Below are 15,283 nucleotides of genomic sequence, written 5' to 3' on the forward strand. Positions count from 1 at the left end.
CCCGTTTGGTTCAACTAACAATCAGTGGGGGATAAGGAAAACCCCCACTGATTGAAGTTTCACTTTATTTGCCGGCAGCCTTAATAAATTGACTCAGTTATTGAATAAAAAGCCAGGGACTACAAATAATAGGGTCAATGATAAAAGATTGACTTTTGGAGGTTATAATCCATGAAAAAGAAATTTATGGCGGGAAAGGTTCTGCTCATAATCTCCCTTTGTGTTCTGGGAATTCCATTGAGCGGGAATATGGAAAAAGCCAATGCCTTTTCAAATCAGGTGATTCAGCACGGGGCTGTAGGTGACGATGTTATCGAACTCCAATCCCGTCTGCAGTATTTAGGCTTTTACAACGGGAAGATCGATGGAGTCTTTGGATGGGGAACCTATTGGGCACTAAGGAACTTTCAATATGAATTTGGACTTCCCATTGACGGGCTTGCAGGCCAGGAAACAAAAAACAAGCTCGCGAAAGCATCTAAATATAATGAACAATATGTGAAAGAACAAATTAATAAGGGCAATAAATTTACCCATTACGGCGGGGTGGAAACTGACAAGCAGACTAAGCCTCAGCAAGGGTCCACAAGAGGAACGGCACAGCAGCAGGAAGCTCCCAAACAGCCTTCTGCTTCAAATGTCCCTAATGGATTCTCGGAAAATGATATCCAGCTAATGGCCAATGCGGTCTATGGAGAATCAAGAGGGGAACCGTATACAGGGCAGGTGGCAGTTGCTGCAGTCATTTTAAACCGCGTAAATAGTGCCTCATTCCCAAACACTGTTTCTGGTGTCATTTTTGAGCCTCGTGCTTTTACTGCCGTAGCCGATGGACAGATATGGCTAACACCGAATGATACGGCAAAAAAAGCAGTCCTTGATGCGATTAATGGATGGGACCCGACAGGAGAGGCACTGTATTACTTTAATCCGGATACCGCTACAAGCGGATGGATTTGGACACGGCCGCAGATCAAGCGGATTGGAAAACATATATTCTGTAAATAGAGGGGTGAATATCATGCTTAGAGGAATTCTTATAGGAGTACTTGCGCTGGGTGTTGCCGGTACAGCGTTTTGGGGTTATCAGGAACACCGGGAGAAAAATGCAATCCTCATTAATGCTGAAAATAATTATCAAAGGGCATTTCATGATTTAACTTATCAAGTCGACCTGTTGCATGACAAAATCGGAACAACTTTAGCGATGAATTCGAGAGCTTCACTATCACCTGAATTGGCAGAAGTATGGAGATTGACATCAGAAGCCCACTCGGATGTGGGCCAGCTGCCTCTCACACTTCTTCCGTTCAATAAAACCGAAGAGTTTCTATCCAATATCGGAGATTTCAGTTATCGGACGGCAGTAAGAGATTTAGAGAAGGAACCATTATCGGAAAAGGAATACCAAACGCTCAAACAGCTTTATAAGCAATCTGCGGATGTTCAGCAGGATTTACGTAAAGTACAGCACATGGTGCTTGAAAAGAACTTAAGATGGATGGATGTGGAAATGGCTCTCGCTTCCAATAAAGAGCCTGCAGATAATACAATCATAGATGGCTTCAAAACAGTGGAAAAAACAGTTGAAGGCTATGGAGAGACAGACTTTGGGCCTGCATTTGTAAATATGCAGAAAAAGGATGAAAACTACAAATATCTGAAGGGCAAAGAAATAACAGAAAAAGAAGCTGCACGTATTGGTCAGCATTATGCAGGTCTGGGAAAGAATGTGAATATCAGAGTAACGGAAAACGGCAAGGGATCGGACTACGGGTTTTTCAGTGTGAGTATCCAAAACAAGAAAACAAATGAAGAAGCAAACATGGATATTACCAAAAAAGGCGGTTACCCAATCTGGTTTATCCTGGATCGGAAAGTGGCAAAACAAAAAGTAAGCCTTAATGAAGCAAGCAATAATGCGGTTGAATTTCTAAAGGACAATGGCTTTAAAGACTTGGATTTATTCGAGAGTGCCCAATATGACAATTTAGGTGTTTTCACCTTCGTGTCCAATCAGGATGGTGTAAGAATTTATCCGGACTCCATTCGTGTGAAAATTGCGCTTGACAATGGCAGGATGACAGCTTTTTCTGCCGAGGATTATTTAAAATCTCATCACCGGCGAGAAATTCCTGAGCCTGCGATTACTGCAGAAGAGGCAAGATCCAAGGTGAATCCGCAGCTGAAAGTCATGGAAGACAGGCGTGCAATAATCATTAACGATTTGAATCAGGAAGTTTCCTGTTATGAATTTCTGGGCACATTGGGTGAAGATACCTACAGGATTTATATAAATGCAGAAACAGGACAGGAAGAAAAAGTAGAAAAGCTTAAGAATGCAGAACCAGTATTTGAAGATGTAGTGTAGAGAAAGCCGGACAGGCTTTCTTTTTTTTTTAGGTCTTTATGCCTAAGCAAAATAAAAATGGTATTGCAGGATTCTTATATAGCGTTCATAATTAAATGACAAGATTATCCTTTTATTATGGGGAAGTGTAGAAATGTGATAAATATTGGTGAAGCATTGATGCTAGAATTGACGTACTCTGAAAAACCTGAGAAGTATAAATGCAAGCTTGCCGAAAGAGAAGGAAATAACTTATATATTGATTATCCAATAAATCAGGAAACGAATAAAACTGCATTCCTGGTCGATGGTACTCAGCTGAAGGCTACCTTTTTGGCTGATGATGGAACAGTATACCTTTTCGAAAGCGAGGTTCTTGGAAGAGTTAAGCAAAATATCCCGATGATGATTTTATCGTATCCCGGGGATGAACATTTAGTGAAAATTCAAAGGCGGCAGTTTGTCCGGGTTGAAACACCGGTTGATGTTGCAATCCATGCGGAAAATAATGAGTTTTCTCCTTTTGTGTCCGTTACGGACGATATAAGTGCAGGCGGGGCTGCAATCATCGCTAAGATGGACAATTCCTTAAAAGCCAATATGCAAATACTTACTTATTTCGTTTTAGCCATGCAAAACGGTGTAAATTATTATTTGAAGCTTAAAAGTAAAGTAATAAGAGTATCTGAACCAAGAAATGGTATATCGCATATTTCTGTACAATTCATAGATATAACCCCGCTGGACAGGCAATTGCTTCTGCGCTTTTGTTTCGACAGGCAATTGGCCATGAAGAAAAAAGGCCTGGAAAGATGAATAAAGGAATAATTTATATATATCTCTCTCATAATAGATGATGAAGTCTATTGGCTTAATTTTATATTTCCAGTTGGAGAGATGGCAATGATGAAAACGGTGGAGAGAATTATTCTTAAGTTAATAATTTTGCAATTTGTTTTCCTGCTGATCACTCAATTTTTCTTTCATCATATGGATGCTTTTCCGGAATTAAAGCAGCTGACACAGTATGAAGGTGTCACAGATCAGAATTTTACTGAGCTGCTTGAAACTTTCAGGAAAAATAATTAGCAGGCAGGCGCCTGCTTATTTTTTGTGGTGAATTTTTTAGGACTATTTTTAAAAATTTGCAAGACTTAAAAAACAGCTTATTTATGCACTGAGGCAGACTTATTATGTTAAAATAAAGCGGAATGAACCTGGGGGAAAAGCGGCCAGGGTTACAGGAGGAACTATGAGTAAACGTATATCAATTGCAATTGACGGCCCTGCTGCTGCAGGGAAAAGTACAGTAGCAAAGATCGTGGCAGAAAAATTATCTTACATATATATTGATACTGGTGCCATGTATCGCGCCTTGACTTATAAAGCGATTCAGAAAAATGCAAACCTTGAAGATGAAGCTTCTCTTATAGAGATATTAAACAATACAGTTATTGAACTGCAGCCAGGCGAAAAAGGGCAATTAATTTATATGGACGGCCAGGATGTGACAAATGAAATCAGGACTTCCGAAGTGACAAATTCTGTTTCTGTTGTTTCCATGCATAAGCAGGTTAGGGAAGAAATGGTTTCGCGCCAGCAAAGCTTTGCTTTAAATGGAGGAGTGGTAATGGATGGCCGGGATATCGGAACCCATGTCCTGCCCCATGCAGAAGTGAAAATTTTCCTTCTGGCCTCTGTCGATGAAAGAGCTATAAGGCGGCATAACGAAAATATCCAAAAGGGATATTCATCTGACCTGGGCAAGCTGAAGGAGGAAATCTCCCATAGGGACAAGCTGGACTCTGAACGTGAAATAGCTCCATTAAGAAAAGCGGCAGATGCAAAGGAGATTGATACCACATCTTTGTCAATTGGGCAGGTAGTCGACAGAATAATGGATCTGGCTATTGAAAGGATTGGTTCTAAGTGAATCTCTACGCTTTTGCCAAAGCGGCAGTCTATGGAGTACTAAAACCCATTTACAGATTTGAAGTAATCGGAAAGGAGAACATTCCAGCAGAAGGCGGAGTTCTTCTATGCTCCAATCATATAGATAATCTGGATCCTCCCGTAGTCGGCATAAATGCTCCAAGGCCAGTATATTTTATGGCCAAAGAGGAGCTTTTTAATGTTCCGGTCCTCGGGAAAATTGTTCCCCATTTAAACGCTTTTCCTGTCAAAAGAGGAATGAGTGACAGGGAAGCATTAAGAAAAGGGCTTGGAATTTTAAAAGAAGGAAATGTTTTAGGGCTGTTTCCGGAGGGTACTAGGAGTAAAACGGGACAGCTGGGAAAAGGGCTTGCCGGAGCAGGTTTTTTTGCTCTCAGGTCGGAAGCGCATGTCGTTCCCTGCGCCATTATTGGTCCTTATAAAGCTTTTTCAAAGTTAAAAGTTGTTTACGGGAAACCAATTGATATGAAAGAGCTAAGAGAAAGAAAGGCTTCGGCGGAGGAAACCACCGATAAGATTATGTCTGAGATCCGTAAATTAATTGAAGATTACTCATAAACCTTCTTGCTTGACAAAAAACTTCTTTTGTAAGAAGTTAGTAAAAAGGCATTTTTTTAAAAGGCGAAAATATTCGAAAAATAAGGCTGTCCTTACTGAACAATTTCATAATCAGAAACAGTTGAAAAACAGCCTGCAAATAATTAGCCATTCGAGTATTTCTGCTGCTGACACAGGGTTCTTGCCTGGATGGCAGGCAGTTGAATACAGATTAAAAATTTGAAAGCAGCCATTGGATTAAGGAGGAATACATATGTCAGAGGAAATGAATCAAGTAGAAGTTAAAAATTTTGAGGTGGGTGACAAGGTAAAAGGCCAAGTTACCAAGGTTGAAGAAAAGCAAGTCATTGTTGACCTTGCTGACAGCAAACTGGATGGAATTATCCCAATCAGCGAGCTTTCAAGCCTGCATATTGAAAAAGCTGGCGATGCGGTATCAGAAGGAGATGAACTCGAGCTTGAGGTTTTAAAAGTCGAGGAAGATGCTCTTATTCTTTCAAAACGTAAAGTTGATGCCGGTAAATCATGGGAAACACTCGAAAAGAAATTCAATGAGGGTGAAGTTTTTGAAGCAGAAATAAAAGATGTAGTTAAAGGCGGTTTAGTAGTAGATCTTGGTGTTCGCGGATTTGTTCCTGCTTCCCTGGTTGAGGCTCATTTTGTTGAAGATTTTACTGATTATAAAGGCAAAACGATGACATTTAAAATTGTTGAGCTTGATAAAGATAAAAATCGCCTGATTCTTTCCCATCGTGCTGTAATAGAGGAAGAAAAAGGCAAGCAGAAACATCAAGTGCTGGAGTCCCTTCAGGCAGGTCAGGTTCTGGATGGAACAGTTCAAAGAATTACTGACTTTGGAGCATTTGTTGATATCGGCGGAATCGATGGACTTGTCCATATTTCCCAGCTATCCTATGAGCATGTGGAAAAGCCTTCAGATGTTGTCGAGGAAGGCCAAAAGGTGAAAGTGAAAGTATTAAGCGTTGACCGTGACAATGAACGCATTTCTCTATCCATTAAGGAGACTCTGCCTGGACCATGGGATAATATCAGCGAGAAGGCTCCTAAAGGCAGCACTCTTGATGGAACTGTAAGAAGACTTGTTTCCTACGGAGCATTCGTTGAAGTGTTCCCTGGTGTTGAAGGCCTTGTCCATATTTCTCAAATTGCGCATAAGCATATCGGAACTCCTCATGAAGTTCTAAGCGAAGGACAGGAAGTGAAGGTGAAGGTTCTTGATGTGAACGAACAGGATCAGCGCCTGTCATTGAGCATAAAAGATCTTCTTGAAAAAGACCAGGAAGAAGTGACTGACTATGAACTTCCTGAAGAAACTAAAGGCTTCTCGCTTGGTGATATGATTGGCGACCAGCTGAAGAATTTAAAAAAGTAATGGTGATAAATTGTGTCCAGATCAAAACGTAAATGGGATCATATCCAGCATGCTTTAGCAACAGGCCAAAGCAGCAATACCGGTTTAGCGGATATTGTTTTTCTACATCAAAGCCTTCCTGATGCGTTTCTTGATCAGGCAGATTTAGGCACTTCAATTGGCGAACTTTCATTAAGTTCGCCAATTTTTATAAATGCCATGACAGGAGGCGGAGGAGAAAGAACGGTTCAAATTAACCGGGATCTCGCCCTGGCTGCCAAATCAACAGGCCTTGCTATGGCAGTAGGGTCTCAGATGTCTGCACTCAAGGATCCAAGTGAAGCAGAATCCTACAGGGTTGTCAGGAAAGAAAACCCCCGAGGAATTATTTTTGGCAACTTAGGAAGCGAAGCTACAATCGATCAGGCAAAAGCAGCAGTTGATATGATTGAAGCAGATGCACTGCAAATTCACTTAAATGCTGTCCAGGAATTGACCATGCCGGAAGGGGACCGGGATTTTCGCGGTGCATTAAAAAGAATTGAAAATATCGTCTCCCATTCCGGAGTTCCAGTAGTAGTAAAGGAAGTCGGGTTTGGCATAAATAAAGAAACAGCTTCAATGCTTGCTTCAGCCGGCGTTACAGCAATTGATATCGGCGGATTCGGCGGAACAAATTTCTCCCGCATTGAAAATGCAAGAAGAGATAGACTGTTATCGTTTTTCGATGAGTGGGGAATCCCGACAGCTGTCTCCATTGCAGAAGCTGCATCTTTGGAAGCAGGCATTGATGTCATTGCTTCCGGCGGCATCCGGACAAGCCATGAAATAGCAAAGGCAATTGCTCTTGGTGCAGGGGCTGCTGGTATGGCTGGATTCTTTTTAAAGGTTCTAATGAAAGAAGGACTTGAGGCACTTACTGAAGAGATTAACAATATTCATTCTGAATTGAAGATGATCATGACTGCCTTGGGGGCAGAAAGCATTGCCGGACTCCAGCAGTCTCCTATTATCATATCTGGAAGGACCCATCATTGGCTGAATGAACGCGGCATTGATACAAAAGCATATTCCAGGAGGACCATCAAAAAATAGCTCTAGTCATTTGACGAGAGCTATTTTTTTCATTCTGGCTGCAGTGCATAGCAAGGCACAGCAGCTTTTCTTAACTGTATTTCGAATCATTCAGAGATCTGGCTTCTTCGGGACTCTGCATCTTGGAAGCTCCAGGATAATGGAGTGCCTGGTCGCGATCGGATTCGACTTTTCCGCTGTTCTTCAGCTTTTTTTCCTGCCTGTCTTTTCCCATATTAAACACCTCCATGTTATTAAGATGAAGTGACCGCAAGAGAATTATACAAAAAGACATCTGGGATTCCATTGGCATAATGCTTTTGAACTTGCAGGGTTAATTTACATACGAAGTAGCCATAATGGAAATGATAGGAGGTAGAGGATGGAAGGATTAATTTTCTATTGGATTTCCTGGATGGTTTGGATTATGGCGACTTTCTTTATGGATCGAACTAATAAATTCAGGTTTTTATTGTCTGCCTGGATATTACTCTTCATTATGCTGTCACCCTGGACACTTAATATCTTCAATTTTGAAACTGGTATTGCTGGCCTTTTTCTGCTTGTATCCCTATATATTTTTGCCGGGAGACTAAAAAAACTGAGCAAACTTTATTTCCTTTTTTGCACATTCATCCTTATGATGGCCTATGTCACATTTCACCTTTTTGAACTGTTTGATCCTGTTTGGGTGATACTCTCCCGTAAATGGATGCTCTCAGTCCTTCTGGTTTATCTGGCTGTACTCCTGCAAAAAAACAGAATGCTCAGACTGCCGTTAATATTACTCGGGGGCATCCAGGGAGAAGTTCTGTATGCAATTATCCTTAAACCATTTTCCTTTCCGTATACGATTGGTTCATTGGCGTTTCTGGATATCATGGCCATTTCAATATCCATATCGGCTTTATGGATTGCAGTGCATTGGGCGGTCAAATATATAGAAGCCAACTTTAAACATTTTGAAAGGGAGAAACAAAAATTATCATGAGTGAATATACGTACCCGATACTTTTTGGTCTGGCAGCTGGAACCTTGACCCGTATTTATATGCTTCGGACTGATTACCGGCAATACCCTACATATTTGCATGGAAAAATTATACACGTTGCACTGGGATTCATTGCTGCTGGCCTTGGAACGGTGGCTATTCCTTCAATTATGGAGGAAGACTTCACAGCCATCACCTTTTTGACTCTTGCTGCATCCCAGTTTAGAGAAGTCAGAAATATGGAGAGAAACACACTTACTGAACTGGATAGCTATGAAATGGTTCCGAGAGGCAAAACATATATAGAAGGTGTAGCAATAGCCTTTGAAAGCAGGAATTATCTTGTAATATTCACATCATTGCTTAGTACGTTAGGCTATCTGCTGTTTAATATATGGGGAGGGCTTGCAGCAGCCGTTCTTGCCATTCTGATTTCCACGAAATTAATGTCAGGTGGAAGGCTGAAGGATATTGTTGATGTTGAGTTTGTGGAACCGCGTTTTGATGGAGCGGGCCTTTATGTGGACAATATTTACATTATGAATATAGGCTTGCCCGAAAGACAAGAGGAAGTGCTCCGATATGGGATGGGTTTTATTTTAAATCCCAAAAATTTCAATGCCCGATCCACTATTGCCAATCTGGGACAAAGGCAGGCTATATTGCATGATGTTTCTACTGCTTTGGGTGTTTACAGGGATTCCGGGACTCCTGCGCTTGTTCCGCTGGCGAAAAGGGATCTGGATGATGGGCGTGTTGGGGTATTTGTATTGCCGCAGGAAAAGGATATTAATAAAGCTCTAAAAGTCATCGAAGCGGTCCCGACACTCGAAAATGCGATTAGGATGCCTTCTGAACGGCAAACGAATGGGAAAGGAAGTTAGCTTATGGTGCTTGAAAAATACATACTGGCTGCAATTACAACAAATCCATCCAAGATACCTTCAGGAACTGCCGTTTTCCATTGTGAAGATAAAAAAGAAATGGAAATCATCGCAGCCAATCTTGAAGCAATTCTAGACGGAATTGCCCATGCCTTAACAGAAGAACTATATGTAATTGTTAAGCATTAAGGGACGTTTCCAAGTTTTTCATTGCCGTGAAGGTTTCTCTTTGTTAAAATATCTAAGTTAGACCCTTCTATCTTTGAGAAGGGTTTATTTTATAAATGTAAAGCGGTTTGGATGGTTTTAACATCAATGCAGTGTTATTGTGGACAGCTATCTGCATGCTTACTCAAGGTAAAGGCATTTCTGGAACATAGATGGGATGTTTAAACAATTTAAATAAAGAATTGAAAGGGTGATGTTCATGGCAAAACCAGTGGTGGCTATTGTCGGGCGTCCTAACGTTGGAAAATCAACGATATTTAACAGAATTGTAGGAGAACGGATATCAATTGTCGAAGATATTCCGGGAGTGACCAGGGACAGAATTTATAGTTCTGCAGAATGGCTGACGCATGATTTTAATATTATTGATACAGGCGGAATTGATATTGGGGACGAGCCATTTTTAGAGCAAATTCGCCTTCAGGCAGAAATTGCGATAGATGAAGCAGATGTCATTATTTTTCTTGTAAACGGAAGAGAGGGTGTCACAAGCGCAGATGAGGAAGTTGCAAAAATATTATATAAAGCCAAAAAGCCTGTAGTTCTGGGTGTGAATAAAATTGATAACCCTGAGATGCGGGATTTGATTTATGACTTTTATGCACTTGGCTTTGGTGAGCCATTTCCGATTTCAGGTTCCCATGGTCTTGGTCTTGGAGACTTGCTTGATGAAGCTGCCAAGCATTTCCCGAAACATGGCCAAAGTGAATATGGAGAAGATGTCATTAAGTTTTCATTAATTGGGCGCCCGAATGTCGGGAAATCCTCTCTTGTAAACGCAATGCTTGGCGAAGAACGGGTTATTGTCAGTAATATCGCAGGCACCACAAGAGATGCAATCGACTCAAAGGTCAAAGTGGATGGACAGGAATATGTCATCATCGATACTGCGGGTATGCGAAAAAAAGGGAAAGTTTATGAAACAACAGAAAAATATAGTGTACTAAGAGCTTTGAGGGCAATTGAACGTTCCGATGTTGTCCTGGTGGTCATTGATGGGGAAGAAGGAATCATTGAACAGGACAAGCGCATTGCCGGTTATGCTCATGAAGCAGGCAGAGCTGTTGTTATCGTTGTCAATAAGTGGGATGCAGTTGAAAAAGATGAGAGAACAATGAAGGCATTTGAACAAAATATTCGTGAGCATTTTCAATTCCTGGATTATGCACCTGTTGTTTTCCTTTCTGCCAAAACGAAAAAGCGTATTCATACACTTATCCCAATGATTAACACAGCCAGTGAAAATCATTCTTTGCGTGTTGAAACAAGCGTCTTGAATGATGTTGTCATGGATGCTGTTGCGATGAATCCGACACCAACAGATAAAGGAAGACGCCTCAGAATTTATTACACCACACAGGTTGCCGTAAAGCCGCCGACATTTGTTGTGTTTGTCAATGATCCTGAACTTCTTCATTTTTCATATGAACGGTTCCTGGAAAACAGAATCAGGGACGCTTTTGGGTTTGAAGGCACACCTATTAAGATATTTGCAAGGGAAAGAAAATGATGCGATGACTCCGGCCGGATAGCTTTATTATGTGCCTGGCCGGCAGAAATCTGATGAATTCTTGATGCATCCAAATACATTAAAAGGCAGTGATCAAATGGAGCGGAAAAAAGAAAGCGTAGCTGTAGCTGGTGCCGGCAGCTGGGGTACTGCCCTGGCGATGGTGCTTGCAGATAATGGGCATGATGTCAGACTTTGGGGCCATAATCCTGATCAGATAGAGGAAATTAATAAGCACCATACTAATCAAAAATATTTATCAGGGATACAGCTGCCTGCAGAAATCAAAGGATACACATCGCTTGAAGACGCTTTAAACGGGACAGACACTTTGATTTTGGCAGTGCCTACAAAGGCCATTCGTGAAGTGATGGGGAAGATCAAAGGAATTAGAAAAGAGCCCCTAACCATTGTACACGTAAGTAAAGGAATTGAGCCTGATTCACTTCTCAGGATTTCTGAAATGATTGAAGAGGAAATGCCCGGAGACCTTCTGCACAGTGTAGTTGTGCTATCTGGCCCAAGCCATGCAGAAGAAGTTAGTCTCAGACATCCGACAACTGTTACGGTATCATCAAAAAATATGGACGCTGCCGAAAAAATTCAGGATTTGTTTATCAATAACAATTTCAGAGTATACACCAACCCTGATATCATTGGAGTGGAAATTGGCGGTGCTTTAAAAAATATCATTGCCCTTGCTGCCGGAATTACAGATGGCTTAGGTTATGGAGACAATGCAAAGGCAGCCCTTATAACGAGAGGTCTTGCTGAAATTGCCCGTCTTGGGATGAAGATGGGGGCAAGCCCGCTTACTTTCTCAGGATTAGCAGGAATCGGGGATTTGATCGTTACATGTACTTCTGTCCATTCACGCAATTGGAGAGCAGGAAACCTTCTTGGCAAGGGACATAATCTGCAGGAAGTCCTGGTTAATATGGGCATGGTCGTAGAGGGTGTCAGAACAACAAAAGCAGCGTATCAGCTTGCTCAAAAATATGACGTGAAAATGCCAATTACCACTGTTCTGTATGATGTCCTTTTTAATAATGTTAATGCGAAGGATGCTGTTGATCTTCTGATGGCAAGAGGAAAAACACATGAGATGGAAGACCTTGCGAACGTTTTGGAAGATCAAAGCGGGAATAAAAAGTGCTGATATCTATATAATTTTTAAAATATAGGCATTAGATGATGCGAGACAGCAGGTTCCTGCATACAATGCAACGAAGCAAACTAGTGTAATGAACAGGGTGCTGGGTTATTTAGTCAAATGGCTGAGGTAAAGAATTGCCCCTTCTTTGCCTCAGTTTTTTTGTCTTCATTTTTTTCGTGATGAAAAGCTTTTAGATTTATCCCTTTAATATGTTATAATACTTTTCGGAAAAGGGAGTTGATTTTGTATGTCGCCGGCTTTAATGAAAATGTGGATATCCCTTGCTTCTATGGGATTTATGTTTTTATCTATAATATTAATTTATCTTAGCCGCTACAAGCTGAAAGCTGGAGTTTTTAGGGCTATAACAGCTATAGTTGCCTACTTATTAATGATAATAAGCGGAATTATTATAGTGATTGTCGTGTTCAGCGGTCCGACAAGCAGCTAGCACTTTTACATAAAGGGTTGATTACATGAAAAAAGCTTTTAACATGTTTTTGCTTTTACTAAGCGGTGCTTTGATTCTGACAGGCTGTATGTATCCTGAAGAAAAATTATCTCAAAACCAGATTGCCTATAAGGATCAGATTCAGTCTGTCCAGTCTGCAGTGGACCAATATAAGGAAGCAAATGGAGGTCTCCTGCCAATTAAAACCAAGGGCCAGACAACCCCTATCTATCAAAAATATCCAATTGACTTTAAGAAAATTGCTCCGGAATACATGGCTGAACCGCCTGGAAATGCCTTTGAATCCGGCGGAGTTTTTCAATATGTGATTGTTGACGCAGAAACAGATCCGAAAGTGAAAATTTTTGATTTGAGAATTGCTGAAACAATCAGGGATATTAACCTGAGGGTTAAGGCACATGGATTCCCGCCATATAAAGAGCAAATTGCTGAAAATGTTTTTACAATGGATTTTAAAAAATTAGGATTTAAGGAAGAGCCAAAAGCCCTCAGTCCGTATAGCGGCCAGAGCCTTCCATATGTCGTTACCGGCAATGCAGAAGTATATGTAGATTATCGCGTTGATTTGTATCAGGCATTGAAGAATAAGGAAAACAAACCTGAACCTGGAAAGGATATTAGAAATATTCTTGTGGAAGATTCTGATTTTGTTCCCGCCTATTCACTGCCTTATACAATTGATCCCGGCACAAATGATCCAATCTTTTTGGTGAAATAGTCATAACCCTTCTCCTGCAAAATATATTGTAGGAGAAGGGTTATTTTTTTATATACTTTTATAACCACTCTTCAACTAATGACTAAAAGCATAAAGGCAAAGAAATAAAGGAGCAGGGGAGTTTGTAAATAAAAAAGGAAATTTGGAATGGCCTGCTGTCCATTTCAGACTGTCATAGGGTTGGGGATTTCCAGCTGGACTGACAGGTGCAGTGCACTTTCCATATAGGGGGGTAAAAAAGAAAAAAACTGTCATAACAATGTAGGACAACATCATACACATATAATGTCCAAACATAATAGATAGGATAATATTATCCCATTAACTCAAGATTTCAGGAGGGGATCACTTGGAAAAGGTTGATATTTTTAAAGATATTGCCGAAAGAACTGGCGGCGATATATATTTTGGAGTAGTTGGCGCAGTTCGTACCGGCAAATCTACATTTATAAAAAAGTTTATGGAATTGGTTGTACTGCCAAATATGAAGAACGAAGCAGAACGTGCCCGCACACAGGATGAGCTTCCGCAAAGTGCTGCAGGCAAGACAATTATGACCACAGAACCGAAATTTGTTCCTAACCAGGCTGCTACAGTTCATGTAGCAGAAGGGCTGGATGTAAATATCAGGCTTGTGGACTGTGTGGGATATACAGTGCCGGGAGCGAAGGGGTATGAAGACGAAAACGGCCCGAGAATGATCAATACACCTTGGTATGAAGAGCCGATTCCTTTTCATGAAGCTGCCGAGATAGGAACAAGAAAGGTGATTCAGGAGCATTCGACAATCGGAGTTGTCATAACAACCGATGGTACGATTGGAGAAATTCCGCGTGCAAACTATATTGAGGCAGAAGAAAGAGTTATTGAGGAATTAAAAGAAGTCGGCAAGCCGTTTATCATGATCATTAACAGCGTCCAGCCTCACCACCCAAATACGGATGCCCTTAGAAATGATCTCGCTGAAAAATATGATATCCCTGTCCTGGCCATGAGTGTAGAGGGCATGAGGGAATCGGATGTATTAAATGTTATGCGCGAAGCTCTTTACGAGTTCCCGGTACTGGAAGTCAATGTGAATCTTCCGAGCTGGGTGATGGTGCTGCATGAAGATCACTGGCTTCGTGAAAGCTATCAGGAAGCAGTCAAAGAAACGGTTAAGGATATAAAGAGACTGAGAGATGTTGACCGTGTGGTCCATCAATTCAGCGACTTTGAATTCATTGACCGGGCAGGCCTTGCTGGAATTGAAATGGGGCAGGGTGTAGCCGAAATTGACTTATATGCTCCGGACGATCTTTATGATGAGGTCCTGAAAGAGATAGTTGGTGTTGAAATCCGCGGAAAAGACCACTTGCTTGAGCTAATGCAGGAATTTGCTCATGCTAAAGCTGAGTATGACCAAATTTCCGATGCATTGAGAATGGTAAAGCAAACCGGCTACGGCATTGCTGCTCCTTCGCTGGCTGATATGAGCCTCGATGAACCGGAAATTACACGCCATGGATCACGCTTTGGTGTAAGGCTTAAAGCCGTTGCTCCATCCATTCATATGATAAAAGTAGATGTGGAATCTGAATTCTCTCCTATCATCGGAACAGAAAAGCAAAGCGAAGAACTCGTCCGCTACCTGATGCAGGACTTTGAAGACGATCCGCTTTCAATCTGGAACTCCGACATTTTTGGACGCAGCCTCAGCTCTATTGTAAGAGAAGGAATTCAGGCAAAATTGTCCCTGATGCCTGAAAATGCAAGATATAAACTCAAAGAGACTTTAGAAAGAATCATCAACGAAGGCTCTGGCGGATTAATTGCGATAATCCTTTAATGAAGGCTCCTTTTGGAGTCTTTTTTTTATTGCCGGCGAAATGAGTCGGAATCCGGGTCACCTTCAGACACAGCAGGGGAAAATCCAGTGCCCCGAGTCAGAACCAGTGGCAACTTCGGACACAAAAGGAGGAAATCCAGTGCCCCGAGTCAGAACCAGGGCCATCTTCGGACACAGGAGGAGAAAAAC

Annotated in this window: 17 protein-coding genes; 16 read left to right on the forward strand and 1 reads right to left on the reverse strand. The window is 41.4% G+C overall.

From position 1 onward, the window contains the following. The first annotated feature begins 171 nt into the window (after positions 1-171). The 8 genes from sleB to fni all read left to right on the forward strand — a co-directional run bounded on the left by sleB (position 172) and on the right by fni (position 7,328). On the forward strand, positions 172-1,008 hold the full coding sequence (gene sleB, locus BFI01S_RS18260) for a spore cortex-lytic enzyme (RefSeq protein WP_061793880.1): 837 nt from the start codon (positions 172-174) through the stop codon (positions 1,006-1,008). Between the two features lie 13 nt (positions 1,009-1,021). Further along, complete coding sequence (ypeB, locus tag BFI01S_RS18265) at positions 1,022-2,371, forward strand: germination protein YpeB (RefSeq protein ID WP_061793881.1); 1,350 nt, start codon at positions 1,022-1,024, stop codon at positions 2,369-2,371. 135 nt (positions 2,372-2,506) lie between these two features. After that, entirely contained in the window at positions 2,507-3,166 is a 660-nt protein-coding gene (locus tag BFI01S_RS18270) for a flagellar brake protein (RefSeq protein WP_061793882.1), read from the forward strand. Between the two features lie 87 nt (positions 3,167-3,253). Further along, the gene (locus tag BFI01S_RS18275; protein ID WP_373682879.1) at positions 3,254-3,439 is read left to right on the forward strand and encodes a YpfB family protein; all 186 of its coding nucleotides are present in this window, start codon (positions 3,254-3,256) and stop codon (positions 3,437-3,439) included. A gap of 163 nt (positions 3,440-3,602) precedes the next feature. After that, a complete protein-coding gene (gene cmk, locus BFI01S_RS18280) occupies positions 3,603-4,283 on the forward strand; it encodes a (d)CMP kinase (protein ID WP_061793883.1) in 681 nt (226 codons plus the stop codon). Then, a complete protein-coding gene (locus tag BFI01S_RS18285; RefSeq protein WP_061793884.1) occupies positions 4,280-4,861 on the forward strand; it encodes a lysophospholipid acyltransferase family protein in 582 nt (193 codons plus the stop codon). Before cmk ends, BFI01S_RS18285 begins: the two co-directional genes overlap by 4 nt. A gap of 253 nt (positions 4,862-5,114) precedes the next feature. Then, positions 5,115-6,254 carry a 30S ribosomal protein S1 gene (gene rpsA, locus BFI01S_RS18290; protein ID WP_061793885.1) on the forward strand — a complete coding sequence of 380 codons (1,140 nt, stop codon included), beginning with the start codon at positions 5,115-5,117 and terminating at the stop codon, positions 6,252-6,254. A 12-nt stretch (positions 6,255-6,266) separates the two neighbouring features. Continuing rightward, positions 6,267-7,328 (forward strand): type 2 isopentenyl-diphosphate Delta-isomerase, encoded by a 1,062-nt coding sequence (gene fni / locus BFI01S_RS18295; RefSeq protein WP_061793886.1) that lies wholly within the window; start codon positions 6,267-6,269, stop codon positions 7,326-7,328. 70 nt (positions 7,329-7,398) lie between these two features. On the opposite strand, the gene BFI01S_RS22660 is transcribed toward fni, so the two are convergent. After that, positions 7,399-7,542: a YpzI family protein gene (locus tag BFI01S_RS22660; RefSeq protein WP_082138921.1), complete on the reverse strand. Its 144-nt coding sequence runs from the start codon at positions 7,540-7,542 to the stop codon at positions 7,399-7,401. 147 nt (positions 7,543-7,689) lie between these two features. Here BFI01S_RS22660 and BFI01S_RS18300 point away from each other — a divergent pair, with 147 nt between their 5' ends. The 8 genes from BFI01S_RS18300 (at position 7,690) to spoIVA (ending at position 15,094) form a co-directional block, all read left to right on the forward strand. Next, positions 7,690-8,298: a YphA family membrane protein gene (locus BFI01S_RS18300; RefSeq protein WP_061793887.1), complete on the forward strand. Its 609-nt coding sequence runs from the start codon at positions 7,690-7,692 to the stop codon at positions 8,296-8,298. Continuing rightward, positions 8,295-9,182 carry a YIEGIA family protein gene (locus BFI01S_RS18305; protein WP_061793888.1) on the forward strand — a complete coding sequence of 296 codons (888 nt, stop codon included), beginning with the start codon at positions 8,295-8,297 and terminating at the stop codon, positions 9,180-9,182. Before BFI01S_RS18300 ends, BFI01S_RS18305 begins: the two co-directional genes overlap by 4 nt. A gap of 3 nt (positions 9,183-9,185) precedes the next feature. After that, positions 9,186-9,371, forward strand: a complete 186-nt coding sequence (locus BFI01S_RS18310; RefSeq protein WP_048008161.1) for a capping complex subunit for YIEGIA — start codon at positions 9,186-9,188, stop codon at positions 9,369-9,371. 238 nt (positions 9,372-9,609) lie between these two features. Next, a complete protein-coding gene (gene der, locus BFI01S_RS18315; protein WP_061793889.1) occupies positions 9,610-10,920 on the forward strand; it encodes a ribosome biogenesis GTPase Der in 1,311 nt (436 codons plus the stop codon). Between the two features lie 97 nt (positions 10,921-11,017). After that, a complete protein-coding gene (locus BFI01S_RS18320) occupies positions 11,018-12,079 on the forward strand; it encodes an NAD(P)H-dependent glycerol-3-phosphate dehydrogenase (RefSeq protein WP_172581965.1) in 1,062 nt (353 codons plus the stop codon). Between the two features lie 244 nt (positions 12,080-12,323). After that, a complete protein-coding gene (locus tag BFI01S_RS18325; RefSeq protein WP_061793890.1) occupies positions 12,324-12,527 on the forward strand; it encodes a DUF2768 domain-containing protein in 204 nt (67 codons plus the stop codon). A gap of 25 nt (positions 12,528-12,552) precedes the next feature. Continuing rightward, positions 12,553-13,266 carry a YphF family lipoprotein gene (locus BFI01S_RS18330; protein ID WP_061793891.1) on the forward strand — a complete coding sequence of 238 codons (714 nt, stop codon included), beginning with the start codon at positions 12,553-12,555 and terminating at the stop codon, positions 13,264-13,266. A 349-nt stretch (positions 13,267-13,615) separates the two neighbouring features. After that, positions 13,616-15,094 carry a stage IV sporulation protein A gene (gene spoIVA, locus BFI01S_RS18335; protein ID WP_061793892.1) on the forward strand — a complete coding sequence of 493 codons (1,479 nt, stop codon included), beginning with the start codon at positions 13,616-13,618 and terminating at the stop codon, positions 15,092-15,094. Positions 15,095-15,283 lie beyond the last annotated feature (189 nt).

This window comes from Cytobacillus firmus NBRC 15306 (assembly GCF_001591465.1).
Lineage (GTDB): Bacteria > Bacillota > Bacilli > Bacillales > Cytobacillaceae > Cytobacillus > Cytobacillus firmus.